Genomic DNA, 20,927 nt, shown 5'->3' with positions numbered 1-20,927 from the left:
CCTATGCGCTGCGTGTTTCAACGAAGAACCCGAATATCGCTTCAACATAGAGATCCGATTAGAGTTGAATTGACTGCTTAAAAGGCGCGACACTGTAGATGATGACAGACAGTCGATTAAACCTATCTGCGGGGTTTGCCTCCGTAAGTGTCGCCATGATTTTGGTGATAGCCAAGCTTTGGGCCTTGTCGCAAACTGGCGCGCTTTCGATCGGGGCGTCATTGGCCGATAGCGCCATGGACCTGATGATGGCCTTGGGTGGTTTGATGGCAATCTACTATGCCGCGCGCCCACCCGATGAGGATCACCGTTTCGGACATACATCCGCCGAAGATTTAGCGGCCCTCGGACAATCAACCTTTATCTTGCTGTCGAGCGGCGTCATCGCGGTTTCGTCCCTGCGCAGGTTGCTATCCCCCACCCCTGTGCACGTTGGTCAAGAGACCGCAGGTGTCGCCGTGATGGTGTTGTCCATCATCCTCACTATCTGTCTGGTGTTGTGGCAACGCCGTGTCGCTCAGGCCACGGGATCAAAGGTCGTCGCCGCCGATAGTTTGCACTACCTTGGCGACCTCGTGCCAAATATTGGCGCGATCATTGCCCTCATGGCCTCGGCAGCATTCGGCCTCACCATGATCGATAGTGTTGTGGCCTTAGCGGCGGCCGCGATGCTTGCATTGGGCGGCCTTCGCATTGGAAAAAGCGCATGGGACGCCCTCATGGATCGCTCGGCCCCCCAAGACATTGTAGACAATATCGCACGCATCGCGCGTAGTTTTGACGGCGTTGATGATTTCCACGACCTCAAAACGCGCATGGCAGGATCAAAACCGTTCATACATGTCCATATCGAAGTGAATGGTGATCAAACACTGCGTGAGGCCCACGCAATTTCGGCAGGCCTAAAAAGCGCCATTCTCGAAGTCTATCCGCGCGCTGATGTGATCATCCACAAAGACGTTTCAGGCGAGGCCGATTGATCCGCCTCGCCCGCATCCACGCCGTTAAACATCGACCAAACCGCGCCCTTTGAGCAAGGCCTCAACTCCCGGCATCCGCCCGCGAAACGCGGTGTAAAGCTCCACAGGGTCGCGAGATCCACCGCGCGACAATATGTTGTCTTCAAGACTTTTCGCGGTCGCCACGTCAAACGCGCCATTCTCCTCAAACGCCTCAAACGCATCGGCGTCCATCACTTCCGACCACATGTAGCTATAATATCCGGACGCATATCCATCACCGGAAAACACATGTGCGAAATGCGGCGTGGCATGGCGCATCGTGATCGCACGCGGCATCCCGATCCGCTCAAGTGTTTCGGCTTGTGATTGCATCGGGTCCGCAGGGGCCGCTCCATCATGGAAATCGAGATCAACAAGCGCCGATGAGACATATTCGACAGTGGCGAACCCCTGATCATAAGTCTGCGCTGCAAGCAAACGTTTCAGCATATCCGCAGGCATCGCCTCGCCTGTCTCGGCGTGGGTTGCAAACTCCTCGAGGAGGGCGGGCACCTCCAACCAATGCTCATAAAGCTGGGAGGGGAGTTCAACGAAATCACGCGCAACGGACGTGCCCGAAATGGACTCGTATGTCACATTGGATAGCATCTGATGAAGGGCATGACCAAACTCATGGAACAAGGTGCGCGCATCATCATAAGAGAGTAAATTCGGCTTTCCATTTGCTGCTTTAGCAAAATTGCACACATTAACAACAATTGGCGCAACCGCTCCACCAAGCTTTTTCTGGCTGCGCATTGCCGAACACCACGCGCCCGACCGCTTTGATCCCCGTGCAAAATAGTCACCTATGAACACGGCGACATGGTGCCCCTCTCGCGTCACATTCCACGCTCTGACATCCGCGTGGTACAGTGGGACATCAAGTGGTTTAAACTCCAATCCGAACAAACGCGTAGCACAGGTAAAAGAGGCCTCAATCATACGGTCAAGTTGCAGGTAAGGCTTTAACTCCGCCTCATCGAGATCGTGTTCGGCCTTGCGCCGGATCTGCGCATAGTACCGCCAGTCCCATGGCTCCAGTGGCCCCTCAAACCCATCAGCATGCAGCATGGCCTCAAGGACGGCAGCATCGCGCAGTGCGGCCCGTTTGGCCGGCTCCCACACCTCCATCAACAAGCCACGCACCGCATCGGGAGTCTTGGCCATTTCCGTCTCAAGCTTATATGCTGCAAAGCTATCGTAGCCCAAAAGCGCAGCGCGCTCTGCCCGTAGCTTCAACGTCTCGGCAGCAATCGCACGGGTATCATTTTTACCCCCACGCGCTCCGCGTGACGTCCACGCATGAAATGCCTTTTCGCGCAAATCACGGCGCGGCGAAAATTCAAAAAATGGCGAGATCAGGGAGCGTGATGTGGTCAGACACGGACCCGACACACCCTTTTCCTCACCCGCTGAACGGGCGGCATCTATGACAAACGCAGGTAATCCATCCAGATCAGCCTCGGACAGTTCCAAAAACCACTCGCCCTCATCCGCCAACAAACGTTGTGTGAACTCGGTCCCTAACGTGGCAAGCCGTGATGAAATTTCCGCCATGCGCATTTTATCGTCGCCTTGCAACAGTGCGCCGGAGCGCACGAAAGAACGCCGTGTGAGCATCAAAACACGGGCCTGTTCCTCATTAAGGTCAAGGTCGCCACGCGCCGACCAAAGCGCGTCTATCCGCGCAAAGAGCGCCGCATTCTGGGTGATTTCTGTCGAATATGCGGCCAATGCGGGCGAAAATACGCGCTGTAACTCTTGGCGTGCGTCATTGCTATCCGCGCCCGCAAGATTGTAAAATACACCAAGGACACGGCCCAATGCCTCCTCGGCCAGCTCCATCGCCTCAATCGTATTCGCAAAACTTGGCGGCTCAGGATTGTCCGCAATTGCTCTGATCGCATCTCGTCCCTCGGCGATAGCGGCATCGAAAGCGGGTTGGAAATGACTGTCGTCAATCTGTGCAAACGGTGGCACATCGAATGGGGTATCCCAAGGGGTCAAAAGCGGGTTTGTCATGCGTGTCTCCTTTGAAAGACAAGCTATGTGCGCGCGGGGTAAAGGAACAGTGTCAGCCGCCACAAATCGGGCAATCCACCCGTTTTTTTACCACAATCGTCCGCGTCTGTGCGTAAAGCGCATCGTATATGACCAACCGCCCCGCGAGCCCCTGTCCCGCGCCTGTGAGCTCTTTGATCGCTTCCATCGCCATCATCGTGCCCAAAATACCTGGAAGCGGGGCCGCAACCCCCGCCTCTGAGCATGACGGGACCATGCCCGCCGCAGGCGCAAGTGGGAACACACATTGATAACATGGCGCATCATTAGCTGTATTATATGTGCTAATTTGACCTTCCCATTGCGTGATCGCTGCGGCGACAAGTGGGGTCGCTTGCTCAACACACAATCGGTTCACAAGATACCGTGTCTCAAAATTATCAGACCCGTCGAGCACCAGATCATACTGCGCCACCAATTGCGCGCAGGTCTCATCAAACCGCCGATTATAGGGTCGCACCTCCACAAACGGGTTTTGAGCCGTCATTGCCATTTGCGCCGAAAACACCTTTGGCATTCCGAGCCGGTCATCGGTATGGATTATTTGCCGTTGAAGATTGGACACATCAACCACATCGTCGTCGATAACGCCGATCGTCCCCACGCCGCTCGCCGCCAAATATTGCAAGACAGGCGCGCCAAGCCCACCCGCGCCGACCACTAGAACCTTGGCATCTTTCAGCGTCTTTTGACCTGTGCCACCAATATCAGGCAAAACAATATGACGCATGTAACGTTCTAATTCTGCGGCACTCAACGTATCGGCTTTGGGTGTGTCTGGCGTTGCTTGCGCCACGCGCGCGCGCAGTTTTGCCAACCCAAACCGATACGCAACAACACCGCACGCGCCAGCGCCGAGGATTGCCCACTCACCGAACGCGCCACCAAACGGGTTGTTTTCGGGCACCAATGCCACCGCCGACAGAACAGCCAGATACAAAAGGCCAATCATCGACCAACGCGCACGAGAGGGCGCCCCCGTCAGCGCACCGATGCCCCAAAGCGCCGCAGCGATGAGAATGAAAGTCCCCATGCCCGCGCCCTACGCGCGGCCGGTGGAGCCAAAGCCCCCATCGCCGCGCACGGTTGTATTCAATTCATCTGCTACGTTGAACATAGCTTGCACCACCGGGGCGATAACCATCTGCGCGATCCGGTCCGCATGCGCCACTGTGAATGGGTCGGATCCCAGATTGATCACAATGACACCAACAGGCCCACGGTAATCCGCATCAATCGTCCCTGGCGTATTGGCAAGGGTAATCCCGTGCTTGAGCGCCAAACCGGAACGGGGTCGAATTTGCACCTCGAACCCTGCGGGAATTTCCATTTTTAGGCCTGTCGGGATCAGGGCGCGCGCGCCCGGCGCGATCACAATGCCCTCAACACGATCAGCCACAGACAAGTTCGCACGAAGGTCCGCCCCCGCCGCCTGATCCGTCTCATAAGATGGCAAAGGCACTGAATGATCGGCACCGTCCAACCACTGGAGTTTGATCGCAACGCTCATTTTCGCCCCCTTTTGGGTCGCACGCGGTTACACGCCACGGCCAAGTTCATCCACGATCAAATTGGCCAGTCTCGCCGCCACATCAGATTTGTTCATGCGAGGCCAAACCTCTGCGCCTGAATCAGAAATAAGGGTCACGGCATTCTGCGCCCCCCCCATAATTCCAGTTTCGGGACTGACGTCGTTGGCCACAATCCAGTCGCATCCTTTGCGCACGCGTTTCGCCGTTGCGTGATCCAAAACCTGATCCGTTTCAGCGGCAAACCCGATCACAAGCTGGGGGCGGCCAGATGCCATCTGACTGACAGCGGCAAGGATATCCGGGTTTTCTGCAAATTCCAAAACAGGCAAGGCACCATTCTTTTTCTTGATCTTGGACGCACTTTGAGAGGCCACACGCCAATCGGCAACAGCCGCCGCAAAGACCGCCACATCGGCAGGTAACGCGGCCTCAACGGCGTCTTTCATCTCACGCGCGGTGTTCACCCGCACGACACGCACACCTGCGGGCGGAGCCACGTCAGCAGGTCCCGTGACAAAGGTCACGGATGCCCCAAGGTCGCGCAATGCGGATGCAATAGCCGTGCCTTGCGCCCCTGACGAACGATTAGCGATATAGCGCACGGGATCAATCGGCTCATGGGTCGGGCCAGAAGTGACAAGCGCATGTTTGCCCGTCAGCGGTCCATTGGAAAGCACACCCGATGCAGCGGCTATAATATCCGCCACCTCGGCCATGCGACCAAGGCCAAATTCCCCACAGGCCATCGCGCCCTCATCGGGACCGACAAACACAATTCCATCAGACTTAAGGGTCGCCACATTGCGTTGACAGGCGGGATGATGCCACATCCGCACATTCATCGATGGCGCGACAAGCACAGGTTTGTCTGTTGCCATCAACACTGTGGAGGCCAAATCATTTGCCAGTCCAGCGGCCATTTTACCCATCAAATCTGCCGTAGCAGGGGCAACAACAACCAAATCCGCCGCGCGGGACAGCTCAATATGTCCCATCTCTGCCTCATCCGTGAGATCAAACAGATCACTGTATACTTTTTGGGCCGATAACGCGGAGACAGAAAGCGGTGTTACGAACTGTTCGGCGGCCTTGGTCAGCACAGGCACAACCCGCGCGCCTTCATCGCGCATCCGGCGGATCAGGTCGAGCGATTTGAATGCCGCGACACCACCGCCGATGATGAGCAAAATTGTCTTGTCATGCAGCATCTTGAACCCCTTTGACCTTTACGCCAAGGTTTAAGCATGATGCCGCATAAAAACAAGAACGCGGCGCGAACACTGCCACATCACTTTGCTCAGTGCAAAAAGGATTCAAGCGCCTCGCCGTGCTGCTCAAGCGATTTGCGCATCTTTCCAAAGGCCGCAACCTCAAGCTGTCGAACCCGCTCTTTGGACAGCGACAACTCGTCTCCCAGACTTTCCAGGGTCCGTGGCTCATCCGCCAATTTGCGCTCGCGCAGAATAAGCCGCTCCCGTTCTGTCAGGCTGTCCATCGCATCGGTGATCCACCCTTTGAGCTGTTGTTGATCATGCGCCTCACCCACCATTTCGGCAGTTGTTTCACCGTCATCAGCAAGCGTGTCGATCCACTCACGCCCCTCGTCCTCGCCCGATTGCTGTGCATTGAGCGAGAAATCCGAACCTGACAAGCGCCCGTTCATCATTTCAACATCTCGCAATGGAACACCCAAATCCATCGCAATTTTTTGATGCAACTGAGCACGATCGAGCGTTTCACCATGTGCGGATGCCTCGCGCTCAAACCGTGCCTGAACGCGGCGCATGTTAAAGAACAGAGACTTTTGCGAGGAGGTCGAACCAGTCCGAACAAGGCTCCAATTGCGCATCACATAGTCTTGAACAGACGCTTTGATCCACCACACCGCGTATGTAGAAAATCGCACGCCGCGATCGGGGTCGAATTTGTCCGCGGCCTTCATCAGACCAAGACCCGCTTCTTGAATAAGATCATTCATCGGCGCGCCGTAGCGTTTGAATTTTGAGGCTTGCGAGATCGCAAGACGCATGTAGGCGCTGATCAGTCGGTGCAAGGCCGCCTCGTCACGGTGATCGCGCCATGCAATCGCAAGGTCGCGTTCCGTGTCGGCGTCCAGCATTTCTGCCTTCATCGCGCGGCGGGAAAAACGTTGGTCTTGTGCAGTCGCATCGAGTGCCATGGAAACAAACTCCCTGATTTTGAACGCCCTGAAGCTCTTGAGGGCCTCATTGCGGGCCCTAGATACGAATGTTACGAAGCAACAACGTATCCGGATGACAGAAAGTTTTATGACAATGCCCAAAACTATCACTCTGGTGATCGGCGGAGCCTCCTCAGGAAAATCTAACATTGCGGAAAAGATATGCTTTCACAGCGGCTTGGACCGTATCTACCTGGCCTCGGCACAGACCTTCGATGATGAGATGCGCACAAAGGTTGATCGCCACCGCACACAACGTGGTGAAAACTGGCAAACAATCGAAGAGCCATTTGACGCCGCGCGAGTTGTAGCCGCTGCGACTGCAGGGCAAATCGTCCTGTTTGATTGCGCAACCCTCTGGCTCACCAACCATCTTTTGGCGGATCATGATCTAGAGGCGGAAACGGAGGTATTGCTCGACGCCTTGCGTCAGACCCCCGCGCAAATTGTGATTGTCACGAACGAAGTCGGCCAAGGTATCGTGCCTGATAACGCGCTGTCGCGCCGGTTCCGGATCGCGCAAGGCACACTCAACCGTCAGATCGCCGAGGTCGCAGGCACGGTTGTGGGCGTCATGGCGGGTCTGCCGTTCATGCTCAAGGGGACGCGACCCGAGGCATTGTCATGAGCCGTCTTTATCTCGTGCGTCATGGGCCAACACATGCCAAACGCTTTGTCGGATGGACAGATGTCCCCGCTGACCTATCAGAAACGGATAAAATTGCCCGCTTGGAGGCGGCTTTGCCCGATGCTCCCATAATTTCATCAGACCTGTCCAGAGCCGTAAGGACTGCTGACGTTCTACAAAAGGGGCGCCCGCGCCTTCCCCACGATCCACGTTTGCGCGAAAACTATTTTGGCGCGTGGGAAGATCTCACTTGGGCAGAAGTCGAGGCCCGCGATAGCGCCCTCGCGCGTCAGGTGTTCGAGACACCCGGTGACACGGCCCCGCCGGATGGCGAAAGCTGGAACACACTGGCCGCGCGCGTAGCTGCCGCCGTTGAGGCGCATTCAGGCGATGTGATCGTCGTCGCGCACATGGGTGTGATCCTGACGTTGTTGCAAAAGGCTCTGAATTGCTCGCCCTACATAGCACTCGGCCACGAGATATCACCCCTGTCTTTGACCGTCATCCACCGCAGGGGCGACTGGGCACAGGGCCACTGGGACGCAACGCACATCAATCACTTTCCAGAATGAAACACATGCTGATTATTCGTTTTCGCGATCAATAGATTCCTCGTAACCTAGCCGGACCACGCACAGGAGTTTTACATGTCTTACGACCTTTTTATTGGCGACAAATCGTTTTCAAGCTGGAGTTTGCGCGGCTGGCTGCTTCTTGAGAAATTCGACATTCCCTACACCGAACACATGCTCGGGCTGTATTCGGGGACCATGACCAAAGACATGGCGAGCCTTGCGCCGGCGCGTCTCGTTCCAACACTGCGCACACCTGAAGGCTGGGTTGTTGGCGAAACCTCTGCAATTGCCGAAACCCTCGCAGAGCGCCACCCAGACGCAGGCATTTGGCCCAAAGACGGCGAAGCGCGTAGCTATGCGCGCTGGCTTGCGGGTGAAATGCACGCCGGATTTGGCGCTTTGCGAACCGACTGCGGGATGCAACTTATCTATGTGATGAAAGGGTTCAGCCCTAGCGATGCCGTGAAAGCGGATCTTGCGCGGATTGACGATCTTCTTGGCCGCGCGATGGGCCGGTTTGGCGCAGACGGGCCTTGGCTTTTTGGCGACTATACGGCTGCAGATGCCTTTTACGCGCCAGTGGCCGCGCGCATTATCGGCTATGACCTACCAGTATCTGATCGCTTGCGCGCCTATGCGATGACCCATCTCAATGACACTGCGTTTCGAAAATGGCGGCGCGAGGGATTGAAAACAACATACACCCCGATGCCCTACGATTTGGGTTTGCCGACGCAACCATGGCCTGTTGCGGACTAAACTCATGTCTCGTTAACCACTTTCTAACCCTGCATCGCTAGGCGTGATACAGGTATTAGTGAGAGAGTTAACATGGTCGCACGCACGTGGACGGTCGCATTCGAGGGCGTAGACGCCCGCCCTGTAGATGTGCAATGCGCCGTCAGCGCGGGGTTGCCGAGCTTCACCATTGTCGGCTTGCCGGACAAGGCCGTCTCGGAAGCCCGCGAACGGGTGCGCGCCGCGTTGGCCTCTATGCAAATCGCGCTACCGTCCAAGAAAATCACGATCAATCTCTCGCCCGCTGATCTGCCCAAAGCGGGATCTCATTTCGATTTACCCATCGCAATTGCGCTTTTGGCAGCAACCGGATTGATCCCGGAGGATGCCGCCGAAAAGATGCTCGCAATTGGGGAGTTGTCTCTCGACGGTACATTGGTGGGGGTGGCGGGCGCATTGCCCTCTGCACTTGCCGCTGGTGCACTCGGATGCGATTTGATCTGTCCTGAAACCTGCGGGCCAGAGGCGGCATGGGTCGGGGTCACGCCTGTATTTGCGCCTCGCACGTTGGCCAAACTCATTCGCCACGCAACGGGAGATGCGCCGCTCACCCCCTCAGAACCGGGAGAAGTGCACCTCCCCAATCACACCCGCGACATGATGGATGTGAAAGGACAAGAAAAGGCAAAGCGCGCAATCGAAATTGCTGCGGCAGGGCACCACCACATGTTTCTTGTTGGAACGCCAGGGTCGGGAAAGTCGATGCTTGCCGCCCGTTTGCCCACCATTTTGCCCGAGCTGTCCGCCCAAGAAGCGCTCGAGACATCGGTGGTTCATTCTCTGGCGGGGCTGTTGGATTCGGGTGGAATTAGCCGCGCGCGCCCTTTCCGCGAACCACATCATACGGCATCACGTGCCGCGATCGTCGGCGGTGGACGGGGTGCAAAACCGGGGGAAATATCGCTCGCTCACAACGGCGTGTTGTTCTTGGATGAATTGCCAGAGTTTCCGCGCGCCGTGCTCGACAGTCTACGCCAACCCATTGAGGCGGGAGAAGTGATGATCGCGCGCGCCAACGCGCACACGCGCTATCCGGCCCGCTTCATGCTTATTGCCGCCGCCAATCCCTGCAAATGCGGCTACTTACCAGATCCCGCGCGGGCCTGTTCCAAAGTGCCCATTTGCGGAGAGGACTATTTAGGCCGTATTTCTGGACCGCTGATGGACCGTTTTGATTTGCGCCTCGAAGTGCCGCCCGTTGAATTGGCTGACCTTGAGCGCGCGCCGTGTGGAGAACCATCATCCGTAATCGCCAGACGCGTAGCCCGCGCACGCGCCATTCAGGCCGCGCGCTATGAGGGCACCAACATCCGCACCAATGCCCATGTCGAGGGGCGCACATTAGAGGAGGTTGCGACACCAGATGCCGAAGGGCGGGCGCTTTTGTCCCTCGCCGCCGACAAACTGGGTCTGTCGGCGCGCGGGTATCACCGTGTTTTACGTGTCGCGCGCACAATCGCCGATCTCGCAGGCGCGGATCAGATCAATCGCCTTCATCTCGCGGAGGCATTAAGCTACCGCGTGGTTGCCTCGCGCGAACGCGCATAGCGCACGCAAGTTACGCGCGCTTGGCCTCGATCGCTTCCCAAATCAGTGCTGCAGTATTGGTACCGTCAAAGCGCTCCAATTCCTGAATGCCTGTTGGAGAGGTCACATTAATCTCGGTGAGGTAATTCCCAATCACGTCGATGCCGACAAAGACCTGACCCTTTTCTTTTAACAAAGGGCCGATCTTGGCACAGATCTCTAAGTCTCGCGCGCTCAAACCGATCTTTTCGGGACGCCCGCCAACATGCATGTTCGAACGGGTTTCGCCCTTTTGCGGCACGCGGTTGATGGCCCCTACGGGTTCACCGTCAACCAAAATCACGCGCTTGTCGCCATTGGAGACATCGGGAAGGAATTTTTGCACAATCATTGGCTCGCGCGACATGCCCGTGAACAACTCATGCAGCGACGACAGGTTGCGGTCATTGGGATCAAGACGAAACACACCCGCCCCGCCATTGCCGTAAAGGGGTTTCAAAATGATATCGCCGTGCTTTTCCTTAAACGCGCGGATGGTGGTGAGATCGCGCGCAATCGTCGTGGGCGGGGTCAAATCTGGAAACTGCAACACCAATAACTTCTCTGGATAGTTGCGCACCCAAAACGGGTCATTCACAACCAAAGTGGTGTCACGGATCATGTCGAGAAGATGCGTGGAGGTGATGTAGCCCATATCAAACGGCGGATCTTGGCGTAGCCACACCACATCATATGTCGAAAGATCGACCTCTTGTTCCTCGCCCAGCGTATAGTGATTGCCCACCTCGCGGCGCACCTCAACGGGCCAACCGCGTGCGGTCACACGCCCTTCTTGAAAGGCGAGCTTATCAGGCGTGTAATAAAATAGCGTATGTCCGCGCTCTTGCGCCTCGATCATAATGCGAAAGGTGCTATCCGCGTTGATATCGATGGGACCGATTGGGTCCATCTGAATGGCGACTTTGAGTGAGGCGTTGGTCACGATGAAAATACTCCAGTTGGCTTTACCAATAGATGGACCACCACCCGCGTGCTTTCAATGAGAAAGGTCCATGCGCAAACGCACAACCGCCCGCAGATTGTCACATAAGCGCGTTTTCAATCACCTCAATTGCACCAGCTCCATCCACAAGCGCCACATCAATTCGCATGTCCGACAACAGACCCTTTGGCTGTCGTCCGATGTAATCCTCGGCAGAGCGCATGATCCGCTGAATCTGAGAGGGGCGTAAATGTTCGGCCGCATCGGCCAACCGCTTTGAGGCTTTCACCTCGACAAACACGAACACGTCATCTTTCCAAAAGATCAAATCAATCTCGCCCGCTGCACCGCGCCAACGCTCTGCAATCCGCTCATAGCCAAGTGCCAAATAATGATCGCTCACACATCCCTCTGCGCTAAGACCCGACAGATAGGCGCGTTGTCCGCGCAATGCGCGTGCCTCTTGCGGCTGGGTTAAAGGCGCATCTTTTTGCGGCGTCACTCACTCGTCCTCTTTGCTACGCTCCAATGCACGTTGGTACACTTCGCGCTTTTTCAAACCGAACTCGGCCGCAATATGCGCGGCAGCATCCTTGAGCGACAAGGTTTCAAGCGCACGGTCAATTTCGGCATCAAGATCAATATCCTCGGCCGTCAACTGCGCAGGCCGATCCACCAAAAGCACAATCTCGCCCTTCAAAGTTCGCGCCTCGATGGAGGCAAGCACCTCACTGACGGGGCCGGAAATGACCTCTTCAAATCGCTTGGTGATTTCACGACACACCGCCACGACCCGCGTTGGGCCGTATAAATCGCACAGTTCACTTAATGTTCGGTGAATCCGCTTGGGACTTTCATAAAAGCCAAGTGTCGCTTGAACCCCACCCCACTCGGTAAAGAACGTGCGCCGTGCACCTTTTGACGCTGGCGGGAACCCCGCAAACAAAAATCGGTCTGACGGCAGACCCGCAATAGTAAGAGCCGCAATCATCGCCGATGGCCCCGGTGCAGATGTCACCAGATGACCCGCCGCCAAGGCTTCCCGCGACAATACAAAACCCGGGTCCGCAACCAACGGCGTGCCCGCCTCGGACGCATAAGCCACTGACTTTCCCGCAGCCATCAGGCCCAACAACCGCGGACGCGCCTTTGCGCCGTTGTGATCGTGGTATGCAATGATGTGGCGATCCCCAAGTGGGACACCGTGTATCTCCATCAACTTGCGCAGCGTGCGGGTGTCCTCGGCGGCAAGAACGTCCGCAGAGGCCAACACGTCAAGTGCGCGCAACGTGATATCACGGGCATTGCCGATTGGTGTGGCGACAAAATAGAGGCCGGCGGTTAGTGGCTTGATTTGATATGTCACGCGGAGGGTCCCGTTATGTGGCGTTTACTCATTGGCTTGAGTGCCTTAGTCTGCTACCCGACCCTAAGTCAAAATTCAGTTTTACACACCCCTCGTCGATGACGTTACTGTCAGGAGTGATTTCGCCAATGTTTACTCGTCTTTTCCCCTCTCGACCTTCCCTCATTAAATTTGTAGCGGCCTTATCCGTTGTCGCAATTGCGTCATGTGATGTGCCAGTTCCGTCATCCGGCAGCAATGGCCCGAAAATCGATACATCCAAACCCGTCCCCGTAGCGCTGTTGGTGCCTTACGATTCGGCCCAAAGTTCCGATGTTGCACTGGCCCAGTCGATTGAAAACGCGGCCCGTTTGGCCATGGCGGACCTTCAAGGCGTCACCATCGACCTCAAAGTCTACCCAACAGGCGGCTCTGCTGAGCGCGCATCAGCCGCTGCAAGCCAAGCCGTTGCGAGTGGCGCGAAAATCATTCTTGGCCCCGTATATGGCGGCTCCGCCAAACTCGCAGGCATCCCCGCCGCAAACGCCGGTGTAAATGTCCTCTCATTCTCGAATAACCCCGATGTCGCGGGGGGCAACGTGTTCATCCTCGGGCCAACCTTTGCGAATACGGCCAACCGTCTGGTCCGCTACGCAGTCAAAAACAGCAAGAAAAACATTCTCGTTGTGAATGGCGAAAATCCCGCAGAAACCGCAGGTGCCGCAGCTATTGTTGCAGCGATTGGTAGCAACGGCGCTACACTGTCTGGACAGACCACATTTGAGATGAGCCAAACGGGCGTAACACAAGCCATTCCTGAAATTGCTTCAAGCTCTCGCTCGGCGGGCGCAGATGCGATTTTCTTCACTTCAGGGAACGACGGCGCAATGCCGCTATTGGCACAAATGCTTCCTGAAAACGGGATCACAAGCCCGAGCACACAATATATCGGGCTTCAGCGGTGGAACATCCCACCCACGGCCATGACCTTGCCTGGGTTGCAAAATAGCTGGTTTGCGATCCCGGACGCCACATTGACGCAAACGTTTGCGGGCCGCTATTCTGCTGCTTACGGGCAACAACCCCACGCCTTGGCAGGGTTGGCCTATGACGGCATCGCCGCAATCGGAGCCCTCGTAAAATCGGGTGACGCCAACGCACTCACCACGCAAGCTCTCACACGGTCCTCGGGCTTTGCGGGCGTCAACGGCGTGTTCCGCCTCTTGCCCAACGGCACCAACGAGCGCGGCTTGTCCATCGCCACCATTCAAAACAATCAGGTAGTTGAGATTGATCCTGCACCAAGAGCCTTCGGGGGGTCCGGCCTCTAAGCCGACACTCTCTTCATTCGTTCCGACACCTCCGAGAAGCACAATTTGCGCTCCTGAGGCTATATTTGATGTCGAAGCCGTGAGTGCCGCCCTCACCGATGCGTGGAAAGACGCGTCGGATGCGGCATCTATACGTGCGGCCACCGTTGCCGTTTTGAACGAGGCCAACACCAATGGGCGCGCGGTCATTGAAGCGGCGATCAAACAAGCGCCAAGCAATGCACGCCCCGCGCTCACGTCCTATGCATGGCTGACAGATTGTCTTGTCACATCCGTGTTGTTTACGGCGATGACCAAGCTGCATCCGAACCCGACCCCAACCGAAGGCGAACGGATTGCCGTATTGGCAGTGGGTGGATACGGACGCGGGGAAATGTCGCCGCACTCCGATGTCGATTTGCTGTTTCTTGCGCCGCACAAAATCAACGGCTGGATCGAGAGTGTGGTCGAAAGCATGCTCTACATGTTCTGGGACATGCACCTAAAAGTTGGCCATGCCACCCGCACGATCAAGGATTGTATCCGCTTGGGACGTGAAGATTTCACGATCCGCACGTCCATGCTCGAAATCCGCCAACTCGCAGGAAATGTTGATCTGGCGGATGAGTTACACACCAGATTGCGCGATGATCTATTCAAGGGCACAGCCCGCGAATTCATTGAGGCCAAGCTCGAAGAACGCTCCGAGCGCCACCGCAAACAAGGTGGACAACGCTATGTTGTCGAACCAAATGTCAAAGAGGGCAAAGGTGGACTTCGGGATCTACAATCGCTCTTTTGGATCGCAAAATACGTCCACGGCGTGCGCCGCACCGCTGATCTGGTCAATGCTGGCGTTTTCACAGCCGACGAATACCGTCAGTTCGAAGAGGCGGAAACGTTTTTGCACGCCACGCGCAACGTGATGCATCTGATCGCAAATCGACCAATGGATCAGCTCACCTTTGACCTTCAGGTCGAGGTCGCCGAGTTTTTGGGCTTTATTGACCACACGGGGCGGCGCGCGGTCGAACACTTCATGCAGGCCTATTTTCGTCACGCCACACGCGTTGGGGAATTGACCCGCATCTTCCTCACAACACTTGAGGACTCACACGTCAAACAAGAGCCGGCGTTGCAACGTTTTTTCAAACGAAAACGAAAGGTCGGACACGGGTTTTATGTCGAACGCGGACGGCTCAACTTTGCCAATGAGGCCGACTTTCTTGGCAATACCGTCAATATCTTGCGCTTGTTCGAAGAGGCGCTGCGCACAGGCCATCTGATCCACCCCGATGCGATGCGGTGTATTTCCGCCAATCTTGACAAAATCGACTCCGCGATGCGCGACAACCCCGAGGCGCAACGGATTTTCATGGATTTAATGCTCAAAAACGGCAATCCGGAACGCGCCCTGCGGCGCATGAACGAGCTTGGTGTTTTGGGTGCGTTCATTCCCGAATTCCAAGTGATCGTGGCGATGATGCAGTTCAATATGTATCACAGCTACACCGTCGACGAGCACACCATCCAAGTGATTTCCAACCTCGCACAAATCGAGCGCGAGGAACTTGTCGAGGAGCTTCCAGTTGCTTCGGGCATTCTAAAACGTGGTGTAAATCGTCGGGTTCTTTATGTCGCCTTGCTGTTGCACGATATCGGTAAGGGTCGCAAAGAAGACCATTCAATTTTGGGCGCGCAAATCTCGCGCAAGGTCGCGCCACGACTGGGCCTAAAACCTGCGGAATGCGAAACCGTGGAGTGGCTGATCCGGTATCACCTGTTGATGTCGGACGTGGCGCAAAAGCGTGACTTGTCCGACCCACGCACCGTGCGCGACTTTGCCAAAGCGGTGAAAACGCGCGAACGTCTTGATCTGCTCACTGTATTGACAGTATGCGACATCCGCGGTGTTGGTCCCGGCGTTTGGAACAACTGGAAAGCGGTTTTGCTCCGCAATTTGCACGCTCAGACCGCACATGCACTTGAACACGGACTTGAGGCCGTAAACCGTGAGGCCCGCGAAGGCGAGGCGAAAAAGTCCCTGCGCGCCGCATTGTCCGATTGGCCACAAGCCGACCTGCGCGCAGAGGTCCAGCGCCATTATGGCCCCTATTGGCAAGGGTTGCCCACGTCCGCACATATGATTTTTGCCACACTGCTCAAAGAGATCAAAGACGATCAGATCAGTATCGATATCACACCCGACGAGGACCGCGATGCGACCCGCACGTGTTTCGCGTTGGCCGATCACCCTGGTATTTTCTCACGTCTGGCCGGGGCCTTGGCCCTTGTGGGCGCAAATGTCGTGGACGCACGGACTTATACCACGCGCGATGGCTACGCGACGGCCGCATTCTGGATTCAGGACAATGACGGCCACCCGTTTGAGCAAAGCCGTTTGCCGCGCCTGCGCCAGATGATTCAAAAAACCCTACGTGGTGAGGTGGTGGCGCGAGATGCACTCATCCCGCGCGACAAAATCAAAAAGCGCGAAAGCGCGTTTCGCGTGCCAACCTCCATCAGTTTTGACAATGATGGCTCCGAAATCTTCACCATCATAGAGGTCGACACCCGTGACCGTGCGGGCCTCTTGTACGATCTCACCCGCGCTCTTGCCGACAATCATATCTCGATTGCCACTGCTCAAATCGCGACCTATGGCGAACAAGTGGTCGATAGCTTTTACGTCAAGGACATGTTCGGAATGAAACTTCACGCCGAAAGCAAACAAGCCTCGCTTGAGAAAAAGCTACGAGATGCAATCACGCAGGGCGCACAAAGGGCTAAAAATTCATGAAGCCGATCCGCCTGATCAAGGGCTTTGTCACGGTTGGGGGATGGACCCTCATGAGCCGCATTATGGGGTTCGTTCGTGACGCGCTGATTGCCGCATTTTTGGGCGCTGGCCCCGCAGCCGAAGCCTTCGTTGTCGCCTTCTCGCTCCCCAACATGTTTCGCCGGTTCTTTGCAGAGGGCACACTCAATGTTGCCTTTGTCCCGCTGTTCTCCAAAAAGCTCGACGCACAGGCCGAAGCAAAAGAGTTCGCCGAGGACACACTGTCCGTTCTCGCCTCCATGCTCATCGCCCTGACGCTGGTGGCGACACTCGCCATGCCATTTTTAGTCTCCGCAATGGCGGCGGGGTTTATTGGGGACGCACGTTTTGATTTGGCCGTTGATTTTGGTCGGGTCGCCTTTCCCTACATCTTCTTTATTGCGCTATCTGCCCTCTTTGCGGGCATTCTCAATGCGTCAGGCAAATTTGCTGCTGCCGCCGCCGCCCCGGTCATGCTCAACATCATCCTGTCTGGCGCCATGGTCGGTGCGGCGTGGATGGGGTGGGATGTCGCCAAAGCGTTGATCTGGTCGGTGCCTCTTGCAGGCATTGCACAACTCGTCATCGTTTGGCGCGCTGCCGCTAAAATCGGGTTCAATCTCCGCCCCCGCTTGCCGCGTATGACGCCCGAACTCAAAACCCTATTGATCCTTGCTGGTCCTGCCGCCCTTGCGGGGGGCGTTGTTCAAATCAACCTCTTGATCGGACGCCAAGTTGCGTCCTTTGGCGAGGCGGGCGCGCTGCAATATCTCAATCTCGCTGATCGCCTCTACCAACTTCCGCTCGGTGTCGTAGCCATTGCTATTGGGGTTGTTCTCTTACCGGATCTGTCGCGTCGTCTTCATGCGGGTGACGGTGCGGGCGCACGTGATGCCTCGAACCGTGCGATGGAATTCGCGCTTTTACTGACGGTCCCGTCCGCCGTTGCCTTGATGATCGTACCAGAGCCGCTAATTTCATTCTTATTCCAACGTGGCCGCTTTACGCCCGAGGACGCGCAAAAAACCGCCATGGCCGTGGCTACATACGGCGTTGGCCTTCCCGCGTTCGTAATGCAAAAAGTCCTACAGCCGCTTTATTTCGCGCGCGAAGACACCAGAACGCCGTTTCGATTTGCCCTGTGGGCCATGGTCATCAATGCCGTTGTCGCGATCGGTCTGTCGTTTGCAATCGGCTATCTCGCCGCCGCTGTGGCCACCACCCTCGCCGCGTGGACAATGGTCTGGTTGTTGTGGCGTGGGACAAAAACCATGGGCGATGACGTCAAAATAGACGCGCGTCTGCGCACCCGCGCACCGCGCATTTTCGTCGCCTCGGCCATAATGGGCGCGTACGTATATGGCGTGAACATCCTGCTCGCCCCTGTCTATGACCTGTCGCGCGGATTGGCTGTATTCATCATGGTGGCAAGTGGCATTGCCGTCTATTTCGTAGCCGCATACGCCATCGGCGCAATGAAACTGTCCGACCTCAAAGCGGCGGTAAAACGCGGCTAGCGTTTGCGGATACGCGCCAAAATGCGGTGCGGTGCACCAGGGACAAGCAGGATCGAGACCCCAAAGCCCATAACAAAGCCCGCAATATCTGCCAGCCAGTCGGGTGTTGCCCCAAACAACAATCCAAATATGAGCTGGATTGCGAGCAAAAATCCGATGAGCGTAAAGGCACGCATCTGGTTTTGCTTCATCGCGCCAAGGCCGATCCAGAGCATGAGCGTATATGATCCGATGAGGCCGTAAGCCCCCGAATACGCTCCCACAAGCGGCGTCGATGTGTCCAAAAACAACCCGTAGGCAAGCGCCCCCGCCACCACAGAGACAAAAAAGACAACAAGCACGGCGATGTTGCCGAATGTCTCACCAACCATTTTGCCGAGTGCGAGAATAAACACCACCACCATCGCCGCGTGCGTAAACGAATGGTGCACAAAGGCGTAGGTCACAAACCGCTGCACATGCTCGAACGGCCAAATGCTTTGGTCACGCATCGCGTCGAACACTGTATCAAAGAATGCAAATTGTTCCATTGCGGTGATCCGCCACCCGATTGCGTCCGGCCCTCCGACGATCCCGTAAGACCCGATTTGAAACAGCAATTCGATACCACCAATCACAACCGCCAATAACACTACGGCTGGCGGAAGCGCGTTGAACGGAGACTCTGGTGTGTACTCATGGTCATCTGAATGATCGGACATATCGCGCGGTTCCTTGCTACGTGTGTCTCGCATAAAACGGTTCGGGGGCGAATTTACAACCACTTGATGGCGAGGCGCACCCAACATCACAATCAAGCAAGCCCGTTTTACTATTATGGCTTCAACAATATTCCAAAACGCTTTAGGACACCCAGACAGGACATTACATCCAGTTTGACGGAGAAAACACATGGCTGACGCTGCTTTTACCCCTCGCGTCTTTTCAGGGATCAAGCCTTCGGGAGGTCTAACACTCGGCAACTACCTTGGCGCGATCAAGCGTTTTGTAGGGATGCAAGGTGGCGATTTCGAAACGATCTATTGTGTGGTCGACATGCATGCCGTGACCGTCTGGCAAAATCCCGACGATCTACGCACAGCCACACGCGAAGTGGCGGCCGGCTATTTGGCCTCTGGCATTGATCCGTCAAAATCCATTTTGTTCAATCAATCGCGCGTCTCCGCACACGCCGAACTTGGATGGCTCTTTAACTGTGTTGCGCGGGTCGGATGGATGAACCGCATGACCCAATTCAAAGACAAAGCGGGCAAAAACTCCGAACAGGTCTCGCTTGGCCTGTATGCCTACCCATCCTTGATGGCCGCCGACATTCTCGCCTACCACGCCACGCATGTGCCCGTGGGCGAAGATCAAAAACAGCACGTCGAACTGACCCGTGATATCGCCAAAAAATTCAACCACGATTACAAAGTGGACTTTTTCCCCGAAACCACCCCTGTGATCGAAGGCCCAGCTATGCGCGTTATGAACCTGCGCGATGGCACCAAAAAGATGTCAAAATCGGGCGAGAGTGACATGGAACGCGTCAACATGCTTGATGATGCCGACACCATTGCCAAGAAGTTCAAAAAATCCCGCTCGGACCAAGATGTGCTTCCCGACTCCATGGACGGGCTTGCCGATCGCGCCGAAGCCCGCAACCTCGTCAATATCTACGCTGCATTGGCTGACATTTCGAATGACGCCGTTTTGGCTGAGTACGGCGGTCAGGGATGGGGCAAATTCAAACCTGCGTTGGCGGATCTTGCGGTGGAAAAACTAGCCCCCATTTCTGGTGAAATGCGCCGCTTTATGGATGATCCCGCCGAGATTGATCGCATCATGGCACATGGGGCGGACAAAGCACGCGCCATCGCCGAGCCGATCCTCAACAAGACCTTTGATATCATGGGCTTTGTCCGCTGATACGCATGGCCATGACACTACCCCTGACTTTTCAAAGGGTCGGGGGCATTTCTTTTTTCGCATAGCTTGCCCCGCACGGCCGTCTCGTCCATCATTACACGATGATGCGTTCGACGGAGGGCCTGATGCGCAAATTTCTTGTTATCCTAGACGACAGTCGCGAATGCCTCAACGCAATGCGCTTTGCCGCCATGCGCGCGGCAAACACCGGCGCGGGCGTCACGATCCTATCTATTATTCCACCAGAGGAATTCAATCACTGGATCGGGGTGGCCGACATCATGCGCGAGGAAACCCGCGACCGCATCATTGCGCACTTTGAGGTGTTTGCGAAATGGATGCGTGATCGTCAGGGCATTGATCCCGAACTGGTTATTCGCGAAGGCGAAGCAGTGCATGAAATCCTGTCCCAAATCAAAGAAGACGCTGGGATCGGCGTTTTGGTCCTTGGCGCAGGCACCGAAAAAAATGGTCCTGGCCCGTTGATCGCAGCCATGACCAAACAAGCGGGATTTTTGCCTATCCCGATGACATTGGTGCCCGGCGAAATTTCAAAAGAGCGCCTTGAGGAAATCACCTGACCCCGCAATGCTGCCCATTTAGAAGCGTTCTAAATATTGACTTCTCCGCGTCAAAGGCCCATATCCGACCTGACAAGTAAGGAATAGCAGCCATGTTCATTCAGACCGAATCCACGCCGAACCCCGCCACATTGAAGTTTC

General features: G+C 56.0%; 19 protein-coding genes. 10 read left to right on the top strand and 9 right to left on the bottom strand.

Going from position 1 to position 20,927, the window contains the following annotated elements:
- Positions 1 to 101: 101 nt before the first annotated feature.
- Positions 102 to 980 carry a cation diffusion facilitator family transporter gene (locus ACTG34_RS08520; RefSeq protein ID WP_439104531.1) on the top strand — a complete coding sequence of 293 codons (879 nt, stop codon included), beginning with the start codon at positions 102 to 104 and terminating at the stop codon, positions 978 to 980.
- 24 nt (positions 981 to 1,004) lie between these two features.
- On the opposite strand, the gene ACTG34_RS08515 is transcribed toward ACTG34_RS08520, so the two are convergent.
- From ACTG34_RS08515 to ACTG34_RS08495, 5 genes are all read right to left on the bottom strand, one after another.
- The gene (locus tag ACTG34_RS08515; protein WP_439104521.1) at positions 1,005 to 3,026 is read right to left on the bottom strand and encodes a M3 family metallopeptidase; all 2,022 of its coding nucleotides are present in this window, start codon (positions 3,024 to 3,026) and stop codon (positions 1,005 to 1,007) included.
- Positions 3,027 to 3,078: 52 nt separating this feature from the next.
- Positions 3,079 to 4,098 carry a HesA/MoeB/ThiF family protein gene (locus ACTG34_RS08510; RefSeq protein WP_439104520.1) on the bottom strand — a complete coding sequence of 340 codons (1,020 nt, stop codon included), beginning with the start codon at positions 4,096 to 4,098 and terminating at the stop codon, positions 3,079 to 3,081.
- Positions 4,099 to 4,107: 9 nt separating this feature from the next.
- Positions 4,108 to 4,575, bottom strand: coding sequence for a dUTP diphosphatase (gene dut, locus ACTG34_RS08505; RefSeq protein ID WP_439104519.1), 468 nt, complete (start codon positions 4,573 to 4,575; stop codon positions 4,108 to 4,110).
- Between the two features lie 27 nt (positions 4,576 to 4,602).
- A complete protein-coding gene (coaBC, locus tag ACTG34_RS08500; RefSeq protein ID WP_439104518.1) occupies positions 4,603 to 5,805 on the bottom strand; it encodes a bifunctional phosphopantothenoylcysteine decarboxylase/phosphopantothenate--cysteine ligase CoaBC in 1,203 nt (400 codons plus the stop codon).
- 89 nt (positions 5,806 to 5,894) lie between these two features.
- On the bottom strand, positions 5,895 to 6,776 hold the full coding sequence (locus ACTG34_RS08495) for an RNA polymerase factor sigma-32 (protein WP_439104517.1): 882 nt from the start codon (positions 6,774 to 6,776) through the stop codon (positions 5,895 to 5,897).
- Between the two features lie 115 nt (positions 6,777 to 6,891).
- Here ACTG34_RS08495 and cobU point away from each other — a divergent pair, with 115 nt between their 5' ends.
- From cobU to ACTG34_RS08475, 4 genes are all read left to right on the top strand, one after another.
- Positions 6,892 to 7,425: a bifunctional adenosylcobinamide kinase/adenosylcobinamide-phosphate guanylyltransferase gene (gene cobU, locus ACTG34_RS08490; RefSeq protein WP_439104516.1), complete on the top strand. Its 534-nt coding sequence runs from the start codon at positions 6,892 to 6,894 to the stop codon at positions 7,423 to 7,425.
- Positions 7,422 to 7,997 carry a histidine phosphatase family protein gene (locus ACTG34_RS08485; RefSeq protein ID WP_439104515.1) on the top strand — a complete coding sequence of 192 codons (576 nt, stop codon included), beginning with the start codon at positions 7,422 to 7,424 and terminating at the stop codon, positions 7,995 to 7,997. Before cobU ends, ACTG34_RS08485 begins: the two co-directional genes overlap by 4 nt.
- Before the next feature lie 75 nt (positions 7,998 to 8,072).
- The gene (locus ACTG34_RS08480) at positions 8,073 to 8,759 is read left to right on the top strand and encodes a glutathione S-transferase (RefSeq protein WP_439104514.1); all 687 of its coding nucleotides are present in this window, start codon (positions 8,073 to 8,075) and stop codon (positions 8,757 to 8,759) included.
- A gap of 72 nt (positions 8,760 to 8,831) precedes the next feature.
- The gene (locus tag ACTG34_RS08475) at positions 8,832 to 10,346 is read left to right on the top strand and encodes a YifB family Mg chelatase-like AAA ATPase (RefSeq protein WP_439104513.1); all 1,515 of its coding nucleotides are present in this window, start codon (positions 8,832 to 8,834) and stop codon (positions 10,344 to 10,346) included.
- A gap of 10 nt (positions 10,347 to 10,356) precedes the next feature.
- Here the strand turns inward: ACTG34_RS08475 and gshB are convergent, their stop codons facing one another.
- The 3 genes from gshB to rsmI form a co-directional block, all read right to left on the bottom strand.
- Positions 10,357 to 11,307 (bottom strand): glutathione synthase, encoded by a 951-nt coding sequence (gshB, locus tag ACTG34_RS08470; protein WP_439104512.1) that lies wholly within the window; start codon positions 11,305 to 11,307, stop codon positions 10,357 to 10,359.
- Positions 11,308 to 11,407: 100 nt separating this feature from the next.
- Positions 11,408 to 11,809 (bottom strand): YraN family protein, encoded by a 402-nt coding sequence (locus ACTG34_RS08465; RefSeq protein ID WP_439104511.1) that lies wholly within the window; start codon positions 11,807 to 11,809, stop codon positions 11,408 to 11,410.
- Entirely contained in the window at positions 11,810 to 12,673 is an 864-nt protein-coding gene (gene rsmI / locus ACTG34_RS08460; protein WP_439104510.1) for a 16S rRNA (cytidine(1402)-2'-O)-methyltransferase, read from the bottom strand.
- A 128-nt stretch (positions 12,674 to 12,801) separates the two neighbouring features.
- Between rsmI and ACTG34_RS08455 the strand changes: the two genes are divergently transcribed.
- Genes ACTG34_RS08455 through murJ form a run of 3 tightly spaced genes read left to right on the top strand, consistent with a single transcriptional unit; the run spans position 12,802 to position 18,297 of the window.
- Positions 12,802 to 13,983 carry a penicillin-binding protein activator gene (locus ACTG34_RS08455; protein WP_439104509.1) on the top strand — a complete coding sequence of 394 codons (1,182 nt, stop codon included), beginning with the start codon at positions 12,802 to 12,804 and terminating at the stop codon, positions 13,981 to 13,983.
- Positions 13,943 to 16,762, top strand: a complete 2,820-nt coding sequence (locus ACTG34_RS08450; RefSeq protein WP_439104508.1) for a [protein-PII] uridylyltransferase — start codon at positions 13,943 to 13,945, stop codon at positions 16,760 to 16,762. Before ACTG34_RS08455 ends, ACTG34_RS08450 begins: the two co-directional genes overlap by 41 nt.
- Positions 16,759 to 18,297 (top strand): murein biosynthesis integral membrane protein MurJ, encoded by a 1,539-nt coding sequence (gene murJ / locus ACTG34_RS08445; protein WP_439104507.1) that lies wholly within the window; start codon positions 16,759 to 16,761, stop codon positions 18,295 to 18,297. Before ACTG34_RS08450 ends, murJ begins: the two co-directional genes overlap by 4 nt.
- Here the strand turns inward: murJ and ACTG34_RS08440 are convergent.
- Complete coding sequence (locus ACTG34_RS08440) at positions 18,294 to 18,998, bottom strand: rhomboid family intramembrane serine protease (protein ID WP_439104506.1); 705 nt, start codon at positions 18,996 to 18,998, stop codon at positions 18,294 to 18,296. The two genes, murJ and ACTG34_RS08440, sit on opposite strands and share 4 nt — an antisense overlap.
- 190 nt (positions 18,999 to 19,188) lie before the next feature.
- Here ACTG34_RS08440 and trpS point away from each other — a divergent pair, with 190 nt between their 5' ends.
- A complete protein-coding gene (gene trpS / locus ACTG34_RS08435) occupies positions 19,189 to 20,205 on the top strand; it encodes a tryptophan--tRNA ligase (RefSeq protein WP_062220317.1) in 1,017 nt (338 codons plus the stop codon).
- 125 nt (positions 20,206 to 20,330) lie between these two features.
- The gene (locus ACTG34_RS08430; protein WP_439104505.1) at positions 20,331 to 20,786 is read left to right on the top strand and encodes a universal stress protein; all 456 of its coding nucleotides are present in this window, start codon (positions 20,331 to 20,333) and stop codon (positions 20,784 to 20,786) included.
- Positions 20,787 to 20,927: the final 141 nt, after the last annotated feature.

It is taken from the genome of Celeribacter marinus (assembly GCF_965656515.1).
Classification (GTDB): Bacteria; Pseudomonadota; Alphaproteobacteria; order Rhodobacterales; family Rhodobacteraceae; genus Celeribacter; species Celeribacter marinus_D.
The sequence above is the reverse complement of the archived record's forward strand: the minus strand, read 5'-3'. Positions and strand labels throughout refer to the sequence as shown.